Source organism: Microbispora sp. NBRC 16548, from assembly GCF_030268985.1.
Classification (GTDB): Bacteria; Actinomycetota; Actinomycetes; order Streptosporangiales; family Streptosporangiaceae; genus Microbispora; species Microbispora catharanthi.
Map to the genome: position 1 here is coordinate 95,762 of NZ_BSSF01000020.1, position 20,434 is coordinate 116,195.

Below are 20,434 nucleotides of genomic sequence, written 5' to 3' on the forward strand. Positions count from 1 at the left end.
GTGACGCGAATGTTTCCGCCGCAGGTGGATTGTTACGAACACTATTCGGCGTACCCGAACAGTTAGCGGCATCTTAAGGAGGGGGCTATCCCAGGTCAATGCCGTCCAAGGGAAAGATGACAAGAAATGCGCTACACTGTTCGGCTATGACGAACAGTGAGGCGGAGAACTCTCGCTACTGGATCCGCAGTGTCGCCAGGGCGGCCGAAGTCCTCGAAGCCCTGGCCGGCGGCCCTCCGGGGGAAGGGCTGAGCGTGACCGAGGTGGCGGCTGCGTGCGGCCTGTCGAAGAGCTCGGCCTTCGCCACGCTCTACACGCTCCAGCGGTTCGGCCTGGCCGCCGACGACGGCGAGGGCATGAACCGGCGTTACCGGCTCGGGATGGCGCTCGCCCGGCTCGGGGACAGGGCGCGCGACCAGCTGTCCCTGCGGGACGTCGCCCGTCCCATTCTGGTGGAGCTGACCCGGTCGACGGGCATGAACTCCCGGCTCGCGATCCCGGAGAGCGACCAGGCCGTCGTGATCGACCAGGTGAGCAACGGCGAGCGCATCCAGGTGGACCTCCGGATGGGCGTGCGGGAACTGCCCCACTGCACCGGCCTCGGCAAGGCGTTGCTCGCCGAGATGGAGGATCGGCAGGTCGCGGCCCTGATCGAGAGGGTCGGACTGCCCCGCCGCACGGCGCACACGATCACCGAGCTCGACCGGCTGCTGGCCCACCTGCGCGACATCCGCGAGACGGGCTACGCGCTCGACGACGAGGAGGACGCGGAGGGGGTGTTCTGCGTCGGCAGCGCTCTGCGCGACCATTCCGGCGTGTGCGCGGGGGCCATCAGCATCACCGGCCTCAAACCGGCTCTGCCCACCTGGCGCTACCAGGAGCTGGGGCGGCAGGTGCGGGACGCGGCGCGGCGGATCTCGTGGGAACTCGGCTACCGGCCTTGATTTACCGACCGAAACCTGCTTAAGGTTTGCGCCACATCGGGCGAACAACTGGCCCCCGCGATGTCACAGCCCCTGACCGCGGACGGTTTCGGCCAGCAGCACCGCCGCCTGCACGCCTCACGCGTGTCCGCCCGGCCTTCATTCACCCCCTGCCGTGCCGCGTCTCGCCGCCCGGCCGAAGGTTGAGGCATCTTGTGAACGATCCCCGAAAATCCCCTGTGGCCCGTCGTGCCCTGCTGACGGCGGGTGGTGTCGGCGGGCTGGCGCTGCTGGTTCCCGGTACGGCTCACGCCGGGCCGGAGGCGGAGCTGAAGTCCGCGGTGTACGGCGTGGCGACGGTGGCCGAGCTGCTGTCGCTGGACGGCAAGAAGATCGCGGACGGGACGCTGGTGCAGGTCGCGGGTTACAAGGCGGCCGGTGACGGCGGCGGCATGCTGGTGCGCTGGGACGCGGACTCGGCCGCGGCGGCCAACGGCGGAACGGTCCTGGGCGGCTCGGGTGCGGGCCGGTGGGTGCAGGTCCACGACGGTGTGGGCGACTTCCGCAGGTTCGGCGTGTTCGGGGGCGACGCGCCGGCCGATGCCGCGCTGGACGCGATGGTCAACGACCCGTCCATCCACCGGATCGAGGCCCACACCGACCTGCTGTTCGTCAAGCGGCACAAGTACACCCGCTCGAACCTGGAACTCGACTTCGGCGGCCACACCGTCCGCACCGACGGCATCGAGAAGAACGCGCACGACAACCCGTTCGGCGCCGTCATGTTCTTCCGCGGTGAGGTCACCGGCACGGTCGTCGAGCACACCCTGAGCGCCCCGATGCCCGACCTGGCCGACGTCTTCGAGGTCGGCGACTCGTCGAAGTTCAAGGTCGGCCAGTGGTGGACGGCGGTGGTCGACAACCTCTCCGGCCGCGACGAACGGGAACTGCAGAAGATGATGCAGGTCACCCAGATCGTGGACGGCTCCCACATCCGGGTGAACTATCAGAACGGCTGGGACCTCGACAAGGGCCGCGTGATCACCTGGACCAAGGTGAAGCCGGTCGAGCGGGTCCACGTCAGGAACATGGTCTTCGTCGGCGCCCCGCCGTACGACGGGCCGAAGAACGGGGAGCTTCCCGACGACCGGGAGTACACCGGGTCGCACCCCGTCGCCTACGAGTACGCCGCCTGGTGCGACGTCTCGGGCATCGACGCCTCCCTCACCTGGTGGCCGGTCGTCATGCGCCGCTGGTGCACCTACTTCCGCACCGAGAGCTGCACGCTGAAGAACCCCCCGACGGTCTTCTACGGCGGCGCGGGCTACCTCACCCAGCAGATCTACTGCCTGTACGGCCACGTGGTGGACTGCCACACCTCGAACGCCCGCCACCTCAACGACCTGACCGCGTCGGCCTACTGCGTGGTGGAGAACTGCCACGGGGACGGCGACGACGCGGGCGGCAACCCGTTCACCACCCACGGGCAGTACGAGCACGACCTGGTGTTCACCGGCAACTCCGGCCTGATGGACATCGCCAACTCGGGCGCGCAGTGGGGGATCAGCGCGAAGCGGATCACCGTACGCCGGCACGTCTGCTCCTGGTTCACGGCCAACACCAAGATCACCGATCTGACGCTGGAGGACGTCAAGGTCATCCCGCGCTCCACCTTCGACCCCGGTGGCACCCTCACGGTCAACGCCGACGGCGTCCAGATGCGCGGCTGCTCGGCCAGGACGTTCGCGGTCGCGCAGCGCTCGGCGCGGTCCGGCAGGCCGAACGTCATCGAGGACTGCAGCTTCGACCTCCCCGAGGGGCAGGTCGTCGTCCAGACGCCGGTGACGAACGCCGTCCACTTCGTCCGGTGCGTCTTCACCGGGGTGAACGGCGCGGTCATGCGCGGGTCCGGCCCCGTCCACCTCACCGACACCGTCCTCACCGGGAGCGCGGGTGCGGCGCCGCTCCTGATCGGAGCCGCCGAGGTCGTCGTGTCCGGCGGGCGGCTGACCGACACCGGCATCCGCCTGTCCGCGGTCCGCGAGCAGCGGATCTCGATCGGCGGAGGCGCCGTGGTCGAGGGGACCAACAGCGAGAAGGCGCTGCTGTCCCGCGCCGAGGGCTCACCGGTGCGGTGGGAACTGGGCGACTACCTCAGCTCGACGGGCGACGGCGGCACCGCGCACGTCGCGATCACGAGCGGCGTCAACCGCTACTCCGCCGTCGGCGCGCGGTTCCGTGGCGGCGCCATCACGCTCGCGGACGCCGCCTTCGGAGGCGACTCCCACCTCCTGCACACGGGCTGCGCCGAAGAGGGCGTCACCCGTACGGCCCCGGCGGCGGGGCCCCGAGTCATCACCACCGGCAACCTGGCCGTCTGAGGAGTCCCGAAATGAGTTCATCCATGAGGTCCCGCCGTGCCCTGCTGACGGCGGGTGGTGTCGGCGGGCTGGCTCTACTGGTTCCCGGTACGGCTCACGCCGGGCCGGAGGCGGAGTTGAAGTCCGCGGTGTACGGCGTGGCGACGGTGGCCGAGCTGCTGTCGCTGGACGGCAAGAAGATCGCGGACGGGACGCTGGTGCAGGTCGCGGGCTACAAGGCGGCCGGTGACGGCGGCGGCATGCTGGTGCGCTGGGACACGGACTCGACCGCGGCGGTCAACGGCGGAACGGTCCTCGGCGGTCCGGGTGCGGGCCGGTGGGTGCAGGTCCACGACGGTGTGGGCGACTTCCGCAGGTTCGGCGTGTTCGGCGACGACGCGCCGGCCGATGCCGCGCTGGACGCGATGGTCAACGACCCGTCCATCCACCGGATCGAGGCCCACACCGACCTGCTGTTCGTCAAACGCCACAAATACACCCGCTCGAACCTGGAGTTCGACTTCGGCGGCCACACCGTCCGCACCGACGGCATCGAGAAGGCCGGCTACGACGACCCCTTCGCGGCCGTGCTCTTCTTCCGGGGCAAGGTCACCGACACGGTGGTGACCGCGCCGCTCACCGCCGACATGCCGGAGCTGTCGGACGTCTTCGAGGTCGGCGACTCGTCGAAGTTCCAGGTCGGCCAGTGGTGGTCGGCCGAGGTGAGCAAGGGCGCCGGGCAGTGGGAACGCGAGCTGCAGAAGCTCGTGCAGGTCACCCAGATCGTGGACGGCTCCCACATCCGGGTGAACTACCTCAACGGCTGGACGCTGAAGGCCGGACGGTCGATCACCTGGACGAGGATCGAGCCGGTCGAGCGCGTGCACGTCAGGAACATGGCGTTCACCGGCGCGGGCGCGGACCAGTACACCGGCTCGCACCCGGTGGCCTACGAGTACGCCGTCTGGTGCGACGTGTCCGGCATCGACGCCACCGGCACGTTCTGGCCGGTCGTCATGCGCCGTTGGTGTACGTACTTCCAGACGCGCTCCTGCTCGCTGAAGAACCCCACGTCCGTCACCTGGGGCGGCGCCGGCTATCTCACCCAGCAGATCTACTGCCTGTACGGCCACGTGGCCGACTGCCACACCTCCAACGCCCGGCACCTCAACGACTGGACCGCCTCGGCATACGGGCTGGTGGAGAACTGCCACGGCGACGGGGACGACCAGGGGCCGTTCGTCACCCACGGGCAGTACGAGCACGACCTCGTCTACACCGGCAACTCCGGCCTGATGACGTTCGCCAACTCCGGCGCGGCGTGGGGCTCGGCGGCCAAGCGGATCACCGTACGCCGGCACGTCTGCTCGTGGTTCGTCGCCCGGGTGAAGGTCACCGACTTGACGCTGGAGGACATGCGGGTGATCGGGAAGCCGTCGCTCGCAGGCTCGGGGATGATCTGGGTCAACGCCGACGGCGTCCAGATGCGCGGCTGCTCCGCGAACGACCGGCTGATCATCTCCCAGTCGTCCGCCCTGTCGGCCCGCCCGAACGTCATCGAGGGCTGCGACTTCACACTCGCCGCCGGTTCGGAGATCGTGCAGTCCTCGGTCACCTCGCCCGTGCACATCGTGCGGTCGGTGCTGTCGAACCTGGACGGCAACGCCTGCAACGGCACCGGGGAGCTGCACCTGGTCGACAGCACCCTGCTCGGCAAGGAGGGCGGCGCGCCGCTGCCCGTCGCCGCCTCACTCGTACGGATCCAGGGCGGCCGGCTGTCGGGCACCGGCATCCGGCTGTCGGGCAGGAAGGACCAGCGGATCCACGTGGGCGGCGGTGCGGTGGTCGAGGGGACCAACGGCGCGAAGGCGCTGCTGTCCCGCGCGGACGCGGGCGGGACCGTCCAGTGGGAACTGCGCGACTACCGGAGCACGACGAGCGACGCGGGCACGGCCCACGTCGCGGTCGAGACCGGGAAGAACGTGTACTCCGCGGTCGGCGCCCGCCTGTCGGGCGGGAAGATCACGCTCGCCGGGGCCGCCTTCGGCGACGGTTCGCTGCTCCAGCACACCTCCTGCGTCGAGGAGGGCGTCGCCCGTACGACGCCGCCGGACGGCCCCCGGGTTCAGACCACCGGAAACCTCCTTCTCTAACCTTCTACTCCCAAACCAGCACAGAGGAGTGAAAATGGAACGCCGGGTCGCATTGGCCCTCGCCGGCGCCGGAAGCCGGGGCCAGACCTACGCCTCGTGGGTGGCTCGCAACCCCGACCGGGCGCGGCTCGTCGCCGTGGCCGACCCGGAGCCCCACCGGCGCGGCCTCGCCGCGGCCGGGCACCCCGGGGTGGCGGAGTACGCGACCTGGCAGGACATGCTGGCCGCGGACGTGCCGGCCGACGCGGTGATCGTGGCCACCCAGGACAGGGATCACGTCGACCCGGCCGTCGCCTTCGCCCGGACCGGGCGCGACCTGCTGCTGGAGAAGCCGCTCGCGCCCACGGAGGAGGAGTGCCGGCGGATCGTCTCCGTGGTCGCCGAGACCGGCGTCCGGCTGGCGGTCTGCCATGTGCTGCGCTACACCCCGTACACCGACCTGGTGATGGAGATGGTCCGCTCCGGCGTGCTGGGCGAGATCATGAGCGTGCAGCACCTGGAGCCGGTCGGCTGGTGGCACGCGGCCCACTCCTACGTCCGCGGGCCGTGGCGGAGCGAGAAGCTGGCCAGCCCGATGCTGCTCGCCAAGTCCTGTCACGACCTCGACTGGCTGGCGTACGTGACCGGGCGCAGGATCGCCAGGGTGGCGAGCTTCGGCGACCTCGGCCACTTCCGGCCCGAGAAGCGTCCCGCGGGCGCCGCCGACCGCTGCCTCGACTGTGCGATCGAGCCCGGGTGCCCCTACTCGGCGCCCAAGCTCTACTACCCGGTGGTGCGGGAGCGCGGGGCCGTCTGGCCGGTCACCGTGATCACCGACGCGACGGACGAGGCGGGCGTCACCGAGGCCCTGCGCACCGGTCCGTACGGCAGGTGCGTCTACGCCTGCGACAACGACGTCGTGGACCACCAGGTGCTGGCCCTGGAGTTCGAGGGCGGCGCCACCGGGACCTTCACGATGACCGCCTTCACCGAGCAGACCCATCGGCAGACCCGCGTCTTCGGCAGCCACGGGCAGCTGATCGGAGACGGCGAGCGGGTGACGGTCCTGGACTTCCGCACCGGAAGGACCGAGACCGTCGAGGCCGGCCCCGTCGGCGGCGCCACCGCCGGCGAGGGCCACGGCGGCGGGGACGACGGCGTGATGGACGCCTTCGTGCGCGCCGTGGCCACCGGCGACGACGCCCTGATCCGGTCGGGCCCGGCCGAGTCGCTCGCCTCCCACCTCGCGGTCTTCGCCGCCGAGCGGGCCCGGCACACCGGCACCGTAGCCGACGTGCCCGAGCAGTGAACTTCCCCGATTCTTGAGAGAGGACCTTCCCATGCGACTTCGCATGCTGGCGCCGGTCGTGGTGGCGGCGCTCGCCGCCGCGGCCACCGCCTGCGGCTCCGGCTCCGACGCCGGACCGGACAAGCAGACCGTGACCATGTGGGTGTACCCGATCATCCCGGACGAGGCCAAGCACAAGGCCTTCTGGGACGGCCAGGTCGCCGCGTTCACCAAGGACAACCCGAACATCGACGTCAAGGTCGAGATCTATCCCTGGGCCAAGCGCGAGGAGTCGCTCACCACGGCGATCGCCGGCAACAAGGGACCCGACCTCGTCTACCTGATCCCCGACCAGATCCCGAAGTTCGCCAAGGCCATCGAGCCGGTCGACGCCTACCTGTCCGACACCGCCAAGGCGGACTACCGCGACAACGTCAAGCAGGCGGTCACCATCGACGGGAAGCTGATGGGCGCCCCGATCCTGATGGGCGCGAACCCGCTGATGTGCAACCGGAAGGTGCTCGACGCGGCCGGGGTGGAGGCTCCCAAGACCTGGGACGACGTGCTCGCGATCGCGCCGAAGCTCAAGGAGAAGGGCTTCGACGTCGCCAACTACTACGCCGACCCCGGCGCCACGCTGAACCAGTCGTTCTATCCGCTGCTGTGGGAGGCGGGCGGCAGCGTGTTCACGTCCGACGGCGCCAAGGTGGCCTTCGACGGCCCCGAGGGCCTCAAGGCGCTGACCTTCCTCAAGACGCTCGCCGACAAGGGCTACGTCGAGAAGGACCTGCTCACCGGCATCCCCGCGTTCGAGCAGACGCACCTGGCGCAGAACAAGACGGCCTGCACCTGGCAGCAGGTGCCCGCGGACGTCGAGTCGTTCTGGGGCGCGGAGAACATCGAGATCCACCCGCCCCTGAGCGACGCCAAGCAGGTCGGCTACGGCTCCATTGGCGCGCTGTCGATGCTCAAGGGATCCAAGGCCAAGGACGCGGCCGGCAAGTGGCTGGCCTTCGCCTCCGGGACCGCCGTCACCAAGGCGTACGACACGGCCTCGGGCTTCTTCTCCCCGCAGAAGTCGACCGGCGCCCTCTACGCCGACGGGCCGAACGCCGAGATGGAGAAGACGCTCGACCTGATGCAGGGCGCGCCGCTGCACGACAAGGCGCGCGACGTCATGGGCGTGCTCGCGCCGGAGATCCAGGCCGCGCTGATCGGCCAGAAGAGCCCGCAGCAGGCCCTGACCGACGCCGCCACCGCGGCCAACGCCCTCATCGGCCAGTAGGCCGGCCCCCAGACGCCCCGGCCGGCCGCCGTGATCCGCGGCAGGCCGGTGCGAAAGTCTCGACACCACTTGTGAGGTTCACCCGTGACGGTCACCGCGCAGGCGCGTCCGCGCCGAGCCACGGCCCGGCGCAGGTCGGCGGGCGCCCGGTACGAGGCCCGCTGGGGCCTGGCGTTCGTCCTGCCGTGCTTCCTGTTGTTCCTGGCCTTCCGGTTCGGCCCTGCCGTCGTGGGGACCTTACTCGGCTTCTTCGAGTACACGGTCGGAGACAGCCCGACGTTCGTCGGCCTGGAGAACTTCCAGCGGATGCTGCACGATCCGCTCTTCTGGCAGGCGCTCAGGGTGACCGTGATCTACACGGTCCTCTACCTGCCGTTGTCGGTCGGTGTGTCGGTGGGGCTCGCGCTGCTGGTGCGCCGCTCGTTCCGCGGTGTGCGGCTCTTCCGGTCGATCTTCTTCCTCCCGGTGATCACCAGCCTCGTGCTGGCCGCGACGATCTTCACCTGGCTCTTCTCCTCTTCGGGACCGCTGGGTGAGCTGATCGGCGGCTCGTGGCTGGCCTCGCCGGTCCTCGTCATCCCCGCTCTGGTGATCGTGTCGGTCTGGTCCCGTTTCGGGTACGGCATGCTGATCGTCCTGGCCCGGCTCCAGGACCTGCCGCGCGAGCTGGAGGAGGCGGCGCTGAGCGACGGCGCGGGCCCCTGGCAGCGCTTCCGCTACGTGGTCCTGCCGCAGCTGCGGCCGGCGATCTTCTTCCTGGCCGTGATCGAGACCACGAACTCCTTCCAGGTCTTCGACCTCGTCTACGTCATGACGAGCGGAGGCCCGGGCCGCTCCAGCTACACCCTGGTCATGGACCTCTACGACCAGGGCTTCAAGTACTTCGACCTCGGCTACGCCAGCGCCCTCGGCGTCGCCCTGTTCGTGCTCACTCTGTTCGTCGCGCTGATCCAGCGACTGCTCATCGGGAGGGCCAAGTGACCGCATACCGAGCGCTGGAGCCGGGACCCGCCGGCCGGGCCGTGAGGATCGCGCTCCTGAGCGTCGCCTCGATCGTCACGATCTTCCCGTTCTACGCGATGGTCGTGCTCAGCCTGAAGCCGGTGGCGGCGGTCGAGTTCCCCGGCAGCCTGCTGCCCTGGCCGCTGGCCACCGGGGCGTACGAGCGGGTGCTGGGTGGCGGAGACCTGCCGCTGTGGACGCTGAACACGCTGATCTACTCGGTGGTCAGCGTCGTGCTCGTGCTGCTGCTCGCCTCGCTCGCCGGGTACGCGTTCGCCAAGAAGCGCTTCCCCGGCAAGGAGACCATGTTCTGGTCGTTCCTCGCGATGGTGATGGTGCCGTACCACGTGACGCTGATCCCGCTGTTCGTCCTGGTCGCCAACGCGGGCGGGGTGGACACCTTCTGGGGGCTCATCGTGCCGACCCTCGCCAACGCGCAGGCGGTCTTCCTGATGCGGCAGTTCATCGGGGCGCTGCCCGACGAGCTGTTCGAGGCGGCCCGGCTGGACGGCGCGTCGGAGTGGACGATCTTCGTCAGGATCGTGTTGCCCCTGTGCAAGCCGATCCTCGCCACGCTCGGTCTGTTCGTCTTCCTGTGGCACTGGAACGACTTCCTCTGGCCCCTGATCGTCGGGCAGAGCACCGGCATGCGCACGCTGACGGTCGGCATCGCGTCGCTCCAGGAGCAGAACGTGCCGCTCAACGTCGTGCTCGCGGGCGCGACCGTGGCCTTCGTCCCGATCTTCGCCGCCTACCTCGTGGGCCAGCGCTACCTCACCGAGGGCGTCACCATGTCTGGAATCAAGGGATAAATGATGTTCGACTCGGAATTCGCCCTGGAAGACCGGCTCACCATGCCGTCCGCGGCCCTCGTCGCCTCGCTGGCGTCGGGCGCGGGAGACCTCGTCGTGCTCGGGGCGGGCGGCAAGATGGGCCCCACGCTGTGCCGGCTGGCGCGCCGAGGCCTCGACGCGGCCGGTCGTACGGGTGACGCTGTATGGGCGGTGTCACGCTGGTCCGACCCCGCCGCGGCCCGCGATCTGGAGCGGCACGGGGTGCGGACGGTGACGTTCGACCTGATGGGGAACGCCGACCTGAGCGCGCTGCCGGACGCCCGCGACGTGGTGTTCATGGTGGGGGCGAAGTTCGGCACCGCCGCCGCGCCCTACCTCGCCTGGGTGGTCAACGCCGCGCTGCCCGCGCGCGTCGCGGAGCGGTACGCCGGCGCGCGGATCGCGGCGTTCTCCACGGGGAACGTCTACCCGCTCACCGGCCTGGAGACCGCAGGCTGCGCCGAGACCGACCCGCCCGGGCCCGTCGGGGAGTACGCGATGAGCTGCCTGGGCCGGGAGCGGGTGTTCGAGCACGCGGCGGGGCGCGGCACCCCGGTGAGCCTGCTGCGCCTGAACTACGCCGTCGACCTGCGCTACGGCGTGCTCGCCGACATCGGTCAGACGGTGCTGTCGGGTGCGCCGGTTGACGTCACCACCGGTCACGTCAACGTCGTGTGGCAGGGCTACGCCAACGAGGTCGCGCTCCGCTCGCTGGAACACGCCGCCGCGAACCCCTTCGTGGTCAACATCACCGGTCCGGAGACCGCGTCGGTCCGGCGGATCGCGTCCCGCTTCGCCGAAAGGTTCGGCGTCGCCGCCGAGTTCACCGGGACCGAGGCGCGTACCGCCCTGCTCAGCGACGCCACGCGCTGCCACGCGCTGTTCGGCTACCCGGACGTCCCCCTGGGCACGCTGGTCGAGTGGCAGGCCGACTGGCTGGCGCGGGGACTGCCGGTGTCGGGCAAGCCCACCAAGTTCGCCGTGCGCGACGGGAGGTTCTGATGTCCCTCGCACCGCTGCTCGCCGGGGCGGTCATCCCCGCTCACCCGCTCGCCCTCACCGCTGACCGTGCGCTCGACGAGCGCCGCCAGCGGGCCTTGACCCGCTACTACCTCGCGGCGGGCGCCGGTGGGATCGCCGTCGGCGTGCATACCACCCAGTTCGCGATCCGGGAGGCCGGGATGCTGCGCCCGGTGCTGGAACTGGCCGCCGAGACCGTCGCCGTGAGCGGGCGCGCCGGGGACGTCGTGACGATCGCGGGCGCCTGCGGTCCCGTCGCCCAGGCGGTCGCGGAGGCGGAACTCGCGGCGGGCCTCGGGTACGACGCTGTGCTGCTGTCGCCGGTCGTCCCCGGCGCCACCGAGGCGGATCTGCTGGAGCGGGCGCGGGCGGTGGGCGAGGTGCTGCCCGTGATCGGCTTCTACCTGCAACGGGCCATCGGCGGACCCGAGCTGTCGAGGGGCTTCTGGCGAGCGCTCGCCGATCAGCCGTCCACCGTCGCGATCAAGGTCGCGCCGTTCGACCGGTATCGCACGCTTGAGGTCGCGCACGGCGTCGCCGCGGCGGACCGGCGCGACGAGGTGGCGCTCTACACCGGCAACGACGACCACATCATCGGCGACCTGCTCGCCACGCTGCCCGGAGGGCTGCGATTCCGCGGCGGCCTGCTCGGCCAGTGGGCGGTGTGGACCCGGGCGGCCGTCGCGATGGCCGAGCAGGTGTCCCGGGACCCGGCCGGGCTGGCCGGGAAGGCGCAGCAGCTGACCGACGCCAACGCGGCGGTTTTCGACGCCGCGCACGGCTTCTCCGGGTGCATCGCGGGCGTGCACGAGGTGCTCAGGCGGCAGGGCCTGCTCGCCGGCGTCTGGTGCCTGGACCCGGACGAGGGCCTGTCGCCGGGCCAGGCCGAGGAGCTGACCCGGGTGACGGTCGCCTACCCCTGGCTCGTGGACGACGACTTCGTGGCGGAGCACCTCGATGCCTGGCTCGACTGACGCGCGCACGCTGGTCTGCGTGCCGCCGGACCTGCGCGCCCGGCTGTTCGGGCGGGAGCTCGGCGGCGCCCGTCTGCTCGACGACCCGTCCGACCCGGACCGCCTGGTGCGGGCGCTTCCCGGCACGGAGATCCTGGTCACGGGCTGGGGGATGCCGGTCCTCGACGCGGCCCTGCTGGACCTCGCGCCGGGGCTGCGGCTGGTCGCCCACATCGGCGCCAGCGTCAAGTTCTTCGTCACGGGCGAGGTGTTCGCGCGGGGGATCAGGGTGACCCAGGCGGGGCAGGCGATGGCCCGCCCGGTCGCCGAGGTGGCGCTCGCCTTCACCCTGTCCCTCCTGCACCGGATCCACCGCTTCGACCACGCGCTCCGCGGCGGCGCCGACTGGCACGCGGCGGAGCAGGCGCCGCCGCGGCACGAGCTCCTGGGATGCCGCGTGGGGGTCGTCGGCGCATCCCGCACCGGCCGGGCCTACCTGGAGCTGGTGCGCGCCCTCGGCGCGGAGCCGGTGGTGAGCGATCCCTACTTCGGCGGCGAGCCGGGCGTGCCCGCCGTGCCGCTGGACGAACTGCTGGGCACGAGCAGGATCGTGGCCCTGCACGCGCCGGTGCTGCCGGAGACCAGGCACCTGCTCGGCGCGCGCGAGCTGGCGCTCATGCCTGACGGCGCGGGGCTGGTGAACACGGCCAGATCGTGGCTGGTGGACGAGGAGGCGCTCCTGGCGGAGCTGCGCACCGGGCGGATCGACGCCGCGATCGACGTCTTCGACGCCGAGCCGCTGCCCGCGGACCACGGATTCAGGACCCTGCCGAACGTCCTGCTCACGCCGCACCAGGCGGCCGGGACGGTGGAGGCGAGAAGGCGCCAGGGCGCGCTCGTGCTGGACGAGATCCGGCGCCACCGTGCGGGGCTCGCGCTGAACCACGAGGTGACGCCCCGGATGCTGGAGCGCATGGGGTGACCGAGTTCAGGACCGTACGCGCGGACGAGGCGGCGTCCCTGTACGCGCTGTGGGAGCGGGCGTTCGGCGCGTCCCACGTCGTGCCGCTGTACGAGCAGGACGAGGGGCGCCTCGACCGCACGTTCGTGGCCGTGGACGCCACCGGCGTTCTGGCCGTGGTGTACTGGCTGCCCCGTCAGGTGCGCGACGCCCGCAGCGGGGTCCAGCCGGTGGGCTGCCTGTCCAGCGTCGCGACGAGGCCGGACGCCCGGGGCAGGGGGCTGGTCAGGCGCTTGCTCGCGACGGCGGCCGACGCGATGACGGCGGCCGGGTGCGCGTGGTCGCTGCTGTTCACCGGCACGCCGGGCGTCTACGCCGGTTCCGGCTGGCGGGTGTTCGACCGGCCGCGCGTGGACGGCCGCTTCGCCGCCGGTGCGCCCGCCGACGCCGGCTGGACCGCCGAGCCGGTGGGGCTCGGCGACTGGCCGGTGCTCGCCGCGCTGCACGACCGGTACGACGACCGGCGCCCGCTCACCACCGTGCGGTCCGCGGGCGACTGGATCGGTCGTGTGCCCGTCTGGTATGGCCCGCCGCACGAGATCCTGCTGGTCCACGAGCGCGGCACCCCCATGGCGTACGCGGTGGTGGACTGGAGCGCCGGAGACGTGGTCGAGGTGGCGCTCGCGGGCGACGGGGCGGCCGCCCCGTTGCTGCGCGCCGTGGCCGCCGAGGCCCGTGCGCGCGGCGTGCGCTCGGGACGGCTGCGCGCGCCGCTCGACCCTCCGGTCCGCGCCGCCCTGCCCCTCCTCTTCGAGGAGTGGGAGCGCCGGGGCGAGCGCACCGGCATGGCCAGGCCGCTGTTGCTGGAGGAGGCCGAGGTGAGGGCCGTCGTCGAGCACCCCCGCGCCGTGCACTGGACGGCCGACTACTTCTGACCGCCACCGCCGCCGAAGGATAAGGTGCTACCAGAACCTTGTTCTCTTTCAGGAAGGGTGGCGCCATGTCGGCTGCTGAGGGGTCTGAGCTCAGGTTCGACGGGAGGGTCGCGATCGTCACCGGAGCCGGGCACGGGCTCGGCCGGTCGCACGCGCTGCTGCTCGGGCGGCGCGGGGCGAAGGTCGTCGTCAACGACCTCGGCGGCGCCCTCGACGGCTCCGGCGCGTCCTCCGGCCCGGCGGCGGAGGTCGCCGAACTGATCGTGAAGGACGGCGGAGAGGCGGTGGCCAGCACCGACAACGTCGCCACCCCGGAGGGCGCGGAGGCGATCGTGCGGACGGCGCTCGACGCGTTCGGCCGCGTCGACGTGGTCGTCAACAACGCCGGCATCCTGCGCGACCGGTCGTTCGGGAAGATGACGGTCGAGGAGTTCGACGCCGTGATCGCCGTGCACGTGCGCGGCTCTTTCCTGGTCAGCCGCGCGGCGTTCCCGCACATGAAGGAGCAGGCGTACGGGCGGATCGTGAACACCTCCTCGCCCGCCGGGCTGTTCGGCAACTTCGGCCAGGCCAACTACTCGACGGCCAAGATGGGCCTGGTGGGCCTGACCAAGACGCTCGGCATCGAGGGCGCGCGGGCGAACATCAAGGCCAACGCGATCGCCCCCGTCGCGTGGACGCGGATGACCGAGACGCTGCTGCCCGCGGAGTTCGAGAGCAGGTTCACCCCCGAGCGGGTCAGCCCGCTGGTGGCGTACCTGGCCCATGAGAGCTGCGAGACCAGCGGCGAGGTGTTCTCGGTCGGGGCCGGGCGGATCGCCCGCGTGTTCGTGGCCGAGGGGCCGGGCTGGCGGACCGACGACCTCACCATCGAGGCGATCCGCGACAACTGGGAGGCCGTCATGGCCGAGCAGCCCTATCTCCCGACGAAGCTGGGCGAGCAGGCGGGCGCCTCCCTGCAGGCGATGCTCTGACCCCCTCTCGACGCGCCCGGCCGGGCCGTCAGAGCTCCTCGGCCTGCTCGGCCGGGCCGATGAGATCGCGGGACAGGTCCCCTGGCCGCCGGGGCGCGGGCGCGCGGCCGGGCGGCTGCCTGACCCGCAGGTCCGGGAAGGGCGGCGGCGCGTTGCGCCGGGCCTGCGGCTGCGCGCCGAGCGTCACCTCCTCGCCGTGGTGCGACAGCGTGAGGGGCGGGCCGTGCAGGAGCCGGTACGTCGTGCCGGCCGGGGTGACGTCGATCCGCAGCAGGCGGCCCCGGTAGCGGACGCGGAAGGTGAGCCGGGTGATGCCCGAGGGCAGGCGGGGGGCGAAGCAGATCCGCCCCTCGCGTGCCCGCATGCCGCCGAACCCCGCCACCAGCGCGATCCACGCCCCGGCCAGCGAGGCCATGTGGACGCCGTCGCGGGTGTTGTGCTCCAGGTCGAGCAGGTCCATCTGTGCGGCCTCGCCGAGATAGGCGTAGGCGAGGTCGAGCTGCCCCACCTCGGCGGCGAGCACGGCCTGGGTGCAGGACGACAGCGAGGAGTCCCGCACGGTCAGCGCCTCGTAGTAGGCGAAGTTGCGCGCCTTCTGCCCGGGCGTGAACGCCTCGCCGCACAGGTGCATGGCCAGCACGAGGTCGGCCTGCTTGACGACCTGCTTGCGGTACAGGTCGAAGTAGGGGAAGTGGAGCAGCAGCGGATACTGCTCGGGTTCGGTGCCCGCGAAGTCCCAGACCGCGTGCCCGGTGAACCCCTCGCTCTGCTCGTGGACCCCCAGCCGCTCGTCGTACGGCAGGTGCATGGCCGCGGCGGCGTCGCGCCACATGGCCGTCTCCTCCAGCGTGACCCCGAGCCGCTCGGCCCGGTCGCGGTGGCGTACGGCCACCGCGGCGGCGGCCCGCAGGTTCCGCTGGGCCATGAGGTTGGTGTAGACGTTGTTGTCCGCGACGGCGCTGTACTCGTCCGGGCCGGTCACGCCGTCGATGCGGTAGCGGCCCTCGGCGTCGTGGTGGCCGAGCGCGCACCACAGCCGGGCGGTCGCGACGAGCAGCGGCAGGCCGATGTCCCGCTCGAAGCCGGTGTCCTCTGTCGCGTCGACGTACCGTGTGACCGCGGCGGCGATGTCGGCGTTGACGTGGAAGGCCGCCGTGCCCGCCGGCCAGTATCCCGAGCACTCCTCGCCGTTGATCGTCCGCCAGGGGAAGGCGCCCCCGGCCAGCCCGAGCTGCTCGGCCCGCGCCTGGGCGAGGGGCAGGATCGAGGCGCGCCACGTCAGGGCGTCGGCGGCGGCCCGGGGGTAGGTGTAGATGGCCACCGGCAGCACGAAGCTCTCGGTGTCCCAGAACGCGTGCCCGTCGTAGCCGGAGCCGGTCAGCCCCTTGCCGGGGATGGGCCGCCGCTCCAGCCGGGCGCCCGCCTGGAGCAGGTGGAACAGCCCGAAGCGCACGGCCTGCTGCACCTCGGCGTCGCCCTCGACCTCGACGTCCGCACCCGCCCAGAAGTCGTCGAGGAAGGCACGCTGCTCGGCGCACAGGCCGTCCCACCCGGTGAGCCGGGCCGCCGCCAGCGCCGCCACGACCTGGTCGTGCATCGCGGGCCGGGACCGCTTGGCCGACCAGCCGTAGGCGAAGAACTTGTCCAGCCGCAGCCGCTCGCCCGGCACGAGCCGGGTGGCGATCGTGACCCGGCTGACGTTGCCGCCGCCGTCGCACTCGACGCGGGTGCCGTCCGGGCCGTCGATCTCGTGACGCATCGCCGCCGCGACCCGCAGCCGGCTGGCCCTGGTGGAGTGGACCATGACGCACACGTTGTTGCGCGCGGCGACGTTCTCCTCCAGCACCAGCGGCGCCTCCAGCGCGGCGGCGGCGCGGGGATCGGCGGTCGGCGGCGGCACGGTCTCGTTGGCCACCAGCTCCGACTGGACGACCACGTTGAGCGGCTGGTCCACCGGCTCCACCTCGTAGCGGACCGCGGCCACGGCCCGGTGGGTGAACGACACGAGCCGGGTCGAGGTGACGCGCACCTGCGCCCCGGTCGGCGAACTCCAGCAGACCTTCCGGGTGAGCGTGCCCGCCCGGAGGTCGAGGACCCGCTCGTGTGAGTGCAGCGTGCCGTACCGGACGTCGAACGGCTCGTCGTCCACGAGCAGCCGGATCAGTTTGCCGTTGGTGACGTTGACGACCGTCTGGCCGGACTCGGGGTAGCCGTAGCCCGCCTCGGCGTACGGCAGCGGGCGCAGCTCGTAGAAGGAGTTGAGGTAGGTGCCCGGCAGCCCGTACGGCTCGCCCTCGTCGAGGTTGCCGCGCAGCCCGATGTGCCCGTTGGACAGCGCGAACACCGACTCGGTCTGGGCGAGCACATCGGTGTGCAGCTGGCACTCCCGCACCGACCACGGCTCGACGATGAAGGCGGGATGCTTGATCATTTGTCGTCCAGCAGTTCGGAGAGGTCCGTCACCACCACGTCGGCGCCGTTGTCCCGCAGGGCTTCGGCCTGATGCCCGCGGTCCACGCCCACCACCACGGCGAAGCCGCCCGCGCGCCCGGCGGCGACCCCCGCCAGCGCGTCCTCGAACACCGCGGCCTCGGCCGGCGCGAGCCCGAGCGTCTCGGCCGCGGCGAGGAACATGTCGGGGGCGGGCTTGCCGGCCAGGCCGCGCTCCCTGGCCACCTCGCCGTCGATCCGCGCGTCGAACATGTCCTCAAGTCCGGCCGCGGCGAGCACGCGCGCGGTGTTGGCGCTGCTGGAGACGACCGCGCGGCGCAGCCCGGCGTCGCGGGCGGCGCGCAGGTAGCGCACCGAGCCCTCGAAGACCTCCACGCCCTGCCGGTCGAGGATCGCCTGGACCAGCTCGTTCTTGCGGTTGCTCAGGCCGTTGACGGTGGGCATGCCCGGCGGGTCGTCCGGCTTGCCCTCGGGCAGGTCGATGCCCCTGGCCCGCAGGAACCCCCGCGTGCCGTCCAGGCGCTTCTTGCCGTCGACATACCGCTCGTAGTCACCGGTCTCGTCGAAGGGCACGAAGGGCGTGCCGGTGGCGACCGCCCGGTCGCGCAGGTACTCGTCGAACATCTCCTTCCACGCCGCGGCGTGGATCCGGGCCGTGCGCGTGAGCACCCCGTCCATGTCGAACAGGCAGCCGCGCACCTCGTCAGGCAACCCCAGCATGCGCCCTCCAACCATCCTCCTGCACTCCTACCCCGTACGCAGTGGACGCGACTTTTGCTGATTTCAGCGAAAGGTTGCATCACATCGATAAAAGGTCTTCCCTGATCAGCAGAAAAGAGGTACGTTTCCAGCCAATCACCGGGACGCGGAGGCGTACGTGAAGAGGACGACCATCAGGCCGGAGAACGTCCACCAGGCCGCGCTCCTGCGGTTGCTGAGGGACGGCGGGCGCTCCCGCGCCGAACTCGGCGACGTGGTGGACCTGTCACGGTCGAAGCTCAACGTCGAGCTGGACCGGCTGGTCGAGCTGGGCCTCGCCGAGCCCGACGGACTGGCCGCCTCGCGAGGTGGCAGGCGCTCGGGACGCGTACGGCTGGCCCATGACATCCGGTTCGCCGGAATCGACATCGGCGCCACCTCGATCGACGTCGCGGTCACCGACGGAGAGCTCGAGGTGCTCGGCCACCTGAGCGAGCCCTGCGACATCAGAGAGGGACCCGCCGTCGTGCTCGACCGGGCCATCGAACTGCTCGGCAAGCTGAGCAGGGACGGGCTTTTCACCGATCTCAGCGGCGCCGGCATCGGCGTCCCCGGGCCGGTGAGCTTCGCAGAAGGCGTTCCGGTGGTGCCGCCGATCATGCCGGGCTGGGACCGCTACCCGGTCAGGGAGACGGTCGGGCAGGCATTGTGCTGCCCCACGGTGGTCGACAACGACGTCAACATCATGGCCCTCGGGGAGCTGCACGCCGGTCTCGCGCGGCACGTCGACGACTTCCTGCTCGTCAAGATCGGCACCGGTATCGGCTGCGGCATCGTGGTGGACAACAAGATCTACCGCGGGGTCTCCGGCAGCGCCGGCGACATCGGCCACATCCGGGTGGACGACCTCGGGCCGGTCTGCTCCTGCGGCAACTCCGGATGTCTGGAGGCGTACTTCGGCGGCGCCGCGCTGGCGCGCGAGGCCGTCGCGGTGGCCCGCGCGGGCGGCTCGCCCTACCTGGCCGAGCGGCTCGCGGTCGCGGGCACGCTGACGGCCGAGGACGTCGCCGCCGCGGCGGCGCAGGGCGACGCGGGTGCGATCGGGCTGATCCGCGACGGCGGGCGCCGGGTGGGCCAGGTGCTGGCGAGCCTGGTCAGCTTCTTCAACCCCGGCCTCGTGATCATCGCGGGTGGCGTGGCCAAGCTCGGTCACGTGCTGCTCGCGGAGATCAGAAGCGTCGTCTACCGCAGGTCGCTGCCGCTCGCCACCGGAAACCTGCCGATCGTGCTGTCCGAACTCGGCGACACCGCGGGTGTCATCGGCGCCACCCGCCTTATCAGCGATCACGTCTACTCCGCCAACTGATCATCGTTGGGAGACCCCCATGGGAGACGAAAACCCCCTGCTTCAGATGAGGGGGATCGTCAAGCAGTTCCCCGGCGTACGCGCGCTGGACGGCGTGGACCTTGAGGTCAGGGCCGGCGAGGTGCACTGCCTGCTCGGCCAGAACGGCGCCGGGAAGTCCACGCTCATCAAGATCTTGTCGGGTGCTCATGCGCCGGATGAGGGGGAGGTGTTGCTGGACGGTTCGCCGGTGCGGCTGGCGCCGCCGACCGCGGCGATGGGCCACGGCATCGCCACCATTTATCAGGAGCTCGACCTGGTCGACGGGTTGAGCGTGACGGAGAACATCTTCCTGGGCCATGAGATGGCCAGCTTCGGGTTCTCCCGGCGGGCCGAGGCCGATCGGGCGACGGCTGAGTTGCTGGGGCGGCTGGGGCACGGGGAGATCCGGCCTCGTACCGAGGTGGGCCGGTTGTCTCCGGCGCACAAGCAGATCGTGAGCATGGCTCGGGCGTTGTCACATTCGGCTCGGTTGATCATCATGGACGAGCCGTCGGCGGCGTTGGCGCATGACGAGGTGGAAAACCTGTTCCGGGTGATCCGTGATCTCACCTCTCAGGGGGTGGCGGTGATCTACATCTCTCACCGTTTGGAGGAGATCCGGGAGATCGGGGATCGGGTCACGGTGTTGAAGGACGGGCGGACGGTCGCGGTGGGTCTGGCGGCCAAGGACACGCCGACCTCGCAGATCGTGGCGTTGATGACCGGCCGCAATGTGGAGTATGTCTTCCCGCCCCGGCCGGGCCGGGAGGCTCATGAGGGGCGGCCGGAGGTGTTGCGGGTGGAGAACCTGACGCTGCCCGGCCGGTTCGCGCAGGTGTCGTTCAGTATCCGGGCCGGGGAGATCGTCGGGCTGGCCGGTCTGGTCGGTTCGGGCCGCAGCGAGATCGTCGAGGCGATCTACGGTGCGCGGCGGGCCAGTGGCCGGGTTGTGCTGGATGGGCGGGTGGTGCGGCCGGGTAGTACGACGCGGGCGGTGCGGATGGGCATGGGTCTGGCGCCGGAGGAGCGTAAGGCGCAGGCGTTGCTGCTGGATCATCCGGTGGCGCAGAACATCACGCTGGCGAGCCTGAGCCGTTACACCCGGCCGCGGTGGCTGGGCTGGCTGGATCGGCGGAGTGAGTTCGCCGAGGCCAAGCGGTTGTCGGAGGCGTTGGACATTCGTCCGCCTGATCCGCGGCGGCCGATTCGGACGTTGTCGGGTGGTAACCAG

The 20,434-nt window shown here is 71.2% G+C and carries 16 protein-coding genes; 14 read left to right on the top strand and 2 right to left on the bottom strand.

Annotated elements, in window-relative coordinates; genetic code table 11:
* Positions 1-146 precede the first annotated feature (146 nt).
* The 12 genes from QSK36_RS38120 to QSK36_RS38175 all read left to right on the top strand — a co-directional run bounded on the left by QSK36_RS38120 (position 147) and on the right by QSK36_RS38175 (position 14,666).
* On the top strand, positions 147-944 hold the full coding sequence (locus QSK36_RS38120) for an IclR family transcriptional regulator (protein ID WP_183540785.1): 798 nt from the start codon (positions 147-149) through the stop codon (positions 942-944).
* A gap of 194 nt (positions 945-1,138) precedes the next feature.
* A complete protein-coding gene (locus QSK36_RS38125; RefSeq protein ID WP_285785732.1) occupies positions 1,139-3,304 on the top strand; it encodes a putative phage tail protein in 2,166 nt (721 codons plus the stop codon).
* Between the two features lie 11 nt (positions 3,305-3,315).
* Entirely contained in the window at positions 3,316-5,436 is a 2,121-nt protein-coding gene (locus tag QSK36_RS38130) for a putative phage tail protein (protein ID WP_285785733.1), read from the top strand.
* A gap of 34 nt (positions 5,437-5,470) precedes the next feature.
* Positions 5,471-6,724 carry a Gfo/Idh/MocA family protein gene (locus QSK36_RS38135; RefSeq protein ID WP_285785734.1) on the top strand — a complete coding sequence of 418 codons (1,254 nt, stop codon included), beginning with the start codon at positions 5,471-5,473 and terminating at the stop codon, positions 6,722-6,724.
* 31 nt (positions 6,725-6,755) lie between these two features.
* Positions 6,756-7,988 carry an ABC transporter substrate-binding protein gene (locus tag QSK36_RS38140; RefSeq protein ID WP_285785735.1) on the top strand — a complete coding sequence of 411 codons (1,233 nt, stop codon included), beginning with the start codon at positions 6,756-6,758 and terminating at the stop codon, positions 7,986-7,988.
* A gap of 84 nt (positions 7,989-8,072) precedes the next feature.
* The gene (locus tag QSK36_RS38145; RefSeq protein WP_183540777.1) at positions 8,073-8,969 is read left to right on the top strand and encodes a carbohydrate ABC transporter permease; all 897 of its coding nucleotides are present in this window, start codon (positions 8,073-8,075) and stop codon (positions 8,967-8,969) included.
* Entirely contained in the window at positions 8,966-9,802 is an 837-nt protein-coding gene (locus QSK36_RS38150; protein ID WP_221264157.1) for a carbohydrate ABC transporter permease, read from the top strand. Before QSK36_RS38145 ends, QSK36_RS38150 begins: the two co-directional genes overlap by 4 nt.
* 3 nt (positions 9,803-9,805) lie before the next feature.
* Positions 9,806-10,825 (top strand): NAD-dependent epimerase/dehydratase family protein, encoded by a 1,020-nt coding sequence (locus QSK36_RS38155; RefSeq protein ID WP_285785736.1) that lies wholly within the window; start codon positions 9,806-9,808, stop codon positions 10,823-10,825.
* Positions 10,825-11,817: a dihydrodipicolinate synthase family protein gene (locus QSK36_RS38160; RefSeq protein ID WP_285785737.1), complete on the top strand. Its 993-nt coding sequence runs from the start codon at positions 10,825-10,827 to the stop codon at positions 11,815-11,817. The genes QSK36_RS38155 and QSK36_RS38160 overlap by 1 nt, the downstream gene beginning before the upstream one ends.
* On the top strand, positions 11,801-12,778 hold the full coding sequence (locus tag QSK36_RS38165; protein ID WP_285785738.1) for a hydroxyacid dehydrogenase: 978 nt from the start codon (positions 11,801-11,803) through the stop codon (positions 12,776-12,778). Before QSK36_RS38160 ends, QSK36_RS38165 begins: the two co-directional genes overlap by 17 nt.
* Positions 12,775-13,692 (top strand): GNAT family N-acetyltransferase, encoded by a 918-nt coding sequence (locus QSK36_RS38170; protein ID WP_285785739.1) that lies wholly within the window; start codon positions 12,775-12,777, stop codon positions 13,690-13,692. Before QSK36_RS38165 ends, QSK36_RS38170 begins: the two co-directional genes overlap by 4 nt.
* Before the next feature lie 65 nt (positions 13,693-13,757).
* On the top strand, positions 13,758-14,666 hold the full coding sequence (locus tag QSK36_RS38175) for an SDR family oxidoreductase (RefSeq protein ID WP_285785740.1): 909 nt from the start codon (positions 13,758-13,760) through the stop codon (positions 14,664-14,666).
* Positions 14,667-14,694: 28 nt separating this feature from the next.
* Here the strand turns inward: QSK36_RS38175 and QSK36_RS38180 are convergent, their stop codons facing one another.
* Positions 14,695-17,097 carry a glycoside hydrolase family 65 protein gene (locus tag QSK36_RS38180; RefSeq protein WP_285785741.1) on the bottom strand — a complete coding sequence of 801 codons (2,403 nt, stop codon included), beginning with the start codon at positions 17,095-17,097 and terminating at the stop codon, positions 14,695-14,697.
* Positions 17,094-17,837 carry a beta-phosphoglucomutase family hydrolase gene (locus QSK36_RS38185; protein ID WP_285785742.1) on the bottom strand — a complete coding sequence of 248 codons (744 nt, stop codon included), beginning with the start codon at positions 17,835-17,837 and terminating at the stop codon, positions 17,094-17,096. The genes QSK36_RS38180 and QSK36_RS38185 overlap by 4 nt, the downstream gene beginning before the upstream one ends.
* A gap of 157 nt (positions 17,838-17,994) precedes the next feature.
* On the opposite strand from QSK36_RS38185, the gene QSK36_RS38190 reads away from it, so the two are divergent.
* Positions 17,995-19,182, top strand: a complete 1,188-nt coding sequence (locus QSK36_RS38190; protein WP_183540761.1) for an ROK family transcriptional regulator — start codon at positions 17,995-17,997, stop codon at positions 19,180-19,182.
* 46 nt (positions 19,183-19,228) lie between these two features.
* Positions 19,229-20,434, top strand: a 1,206-nt coding sequence (locus QSK36_RS38195) for a sugar ABC transporter ATP-binding protein (protein ID WP_285785743.1), incomplete at its 3' end; no start/stop codon positions are given.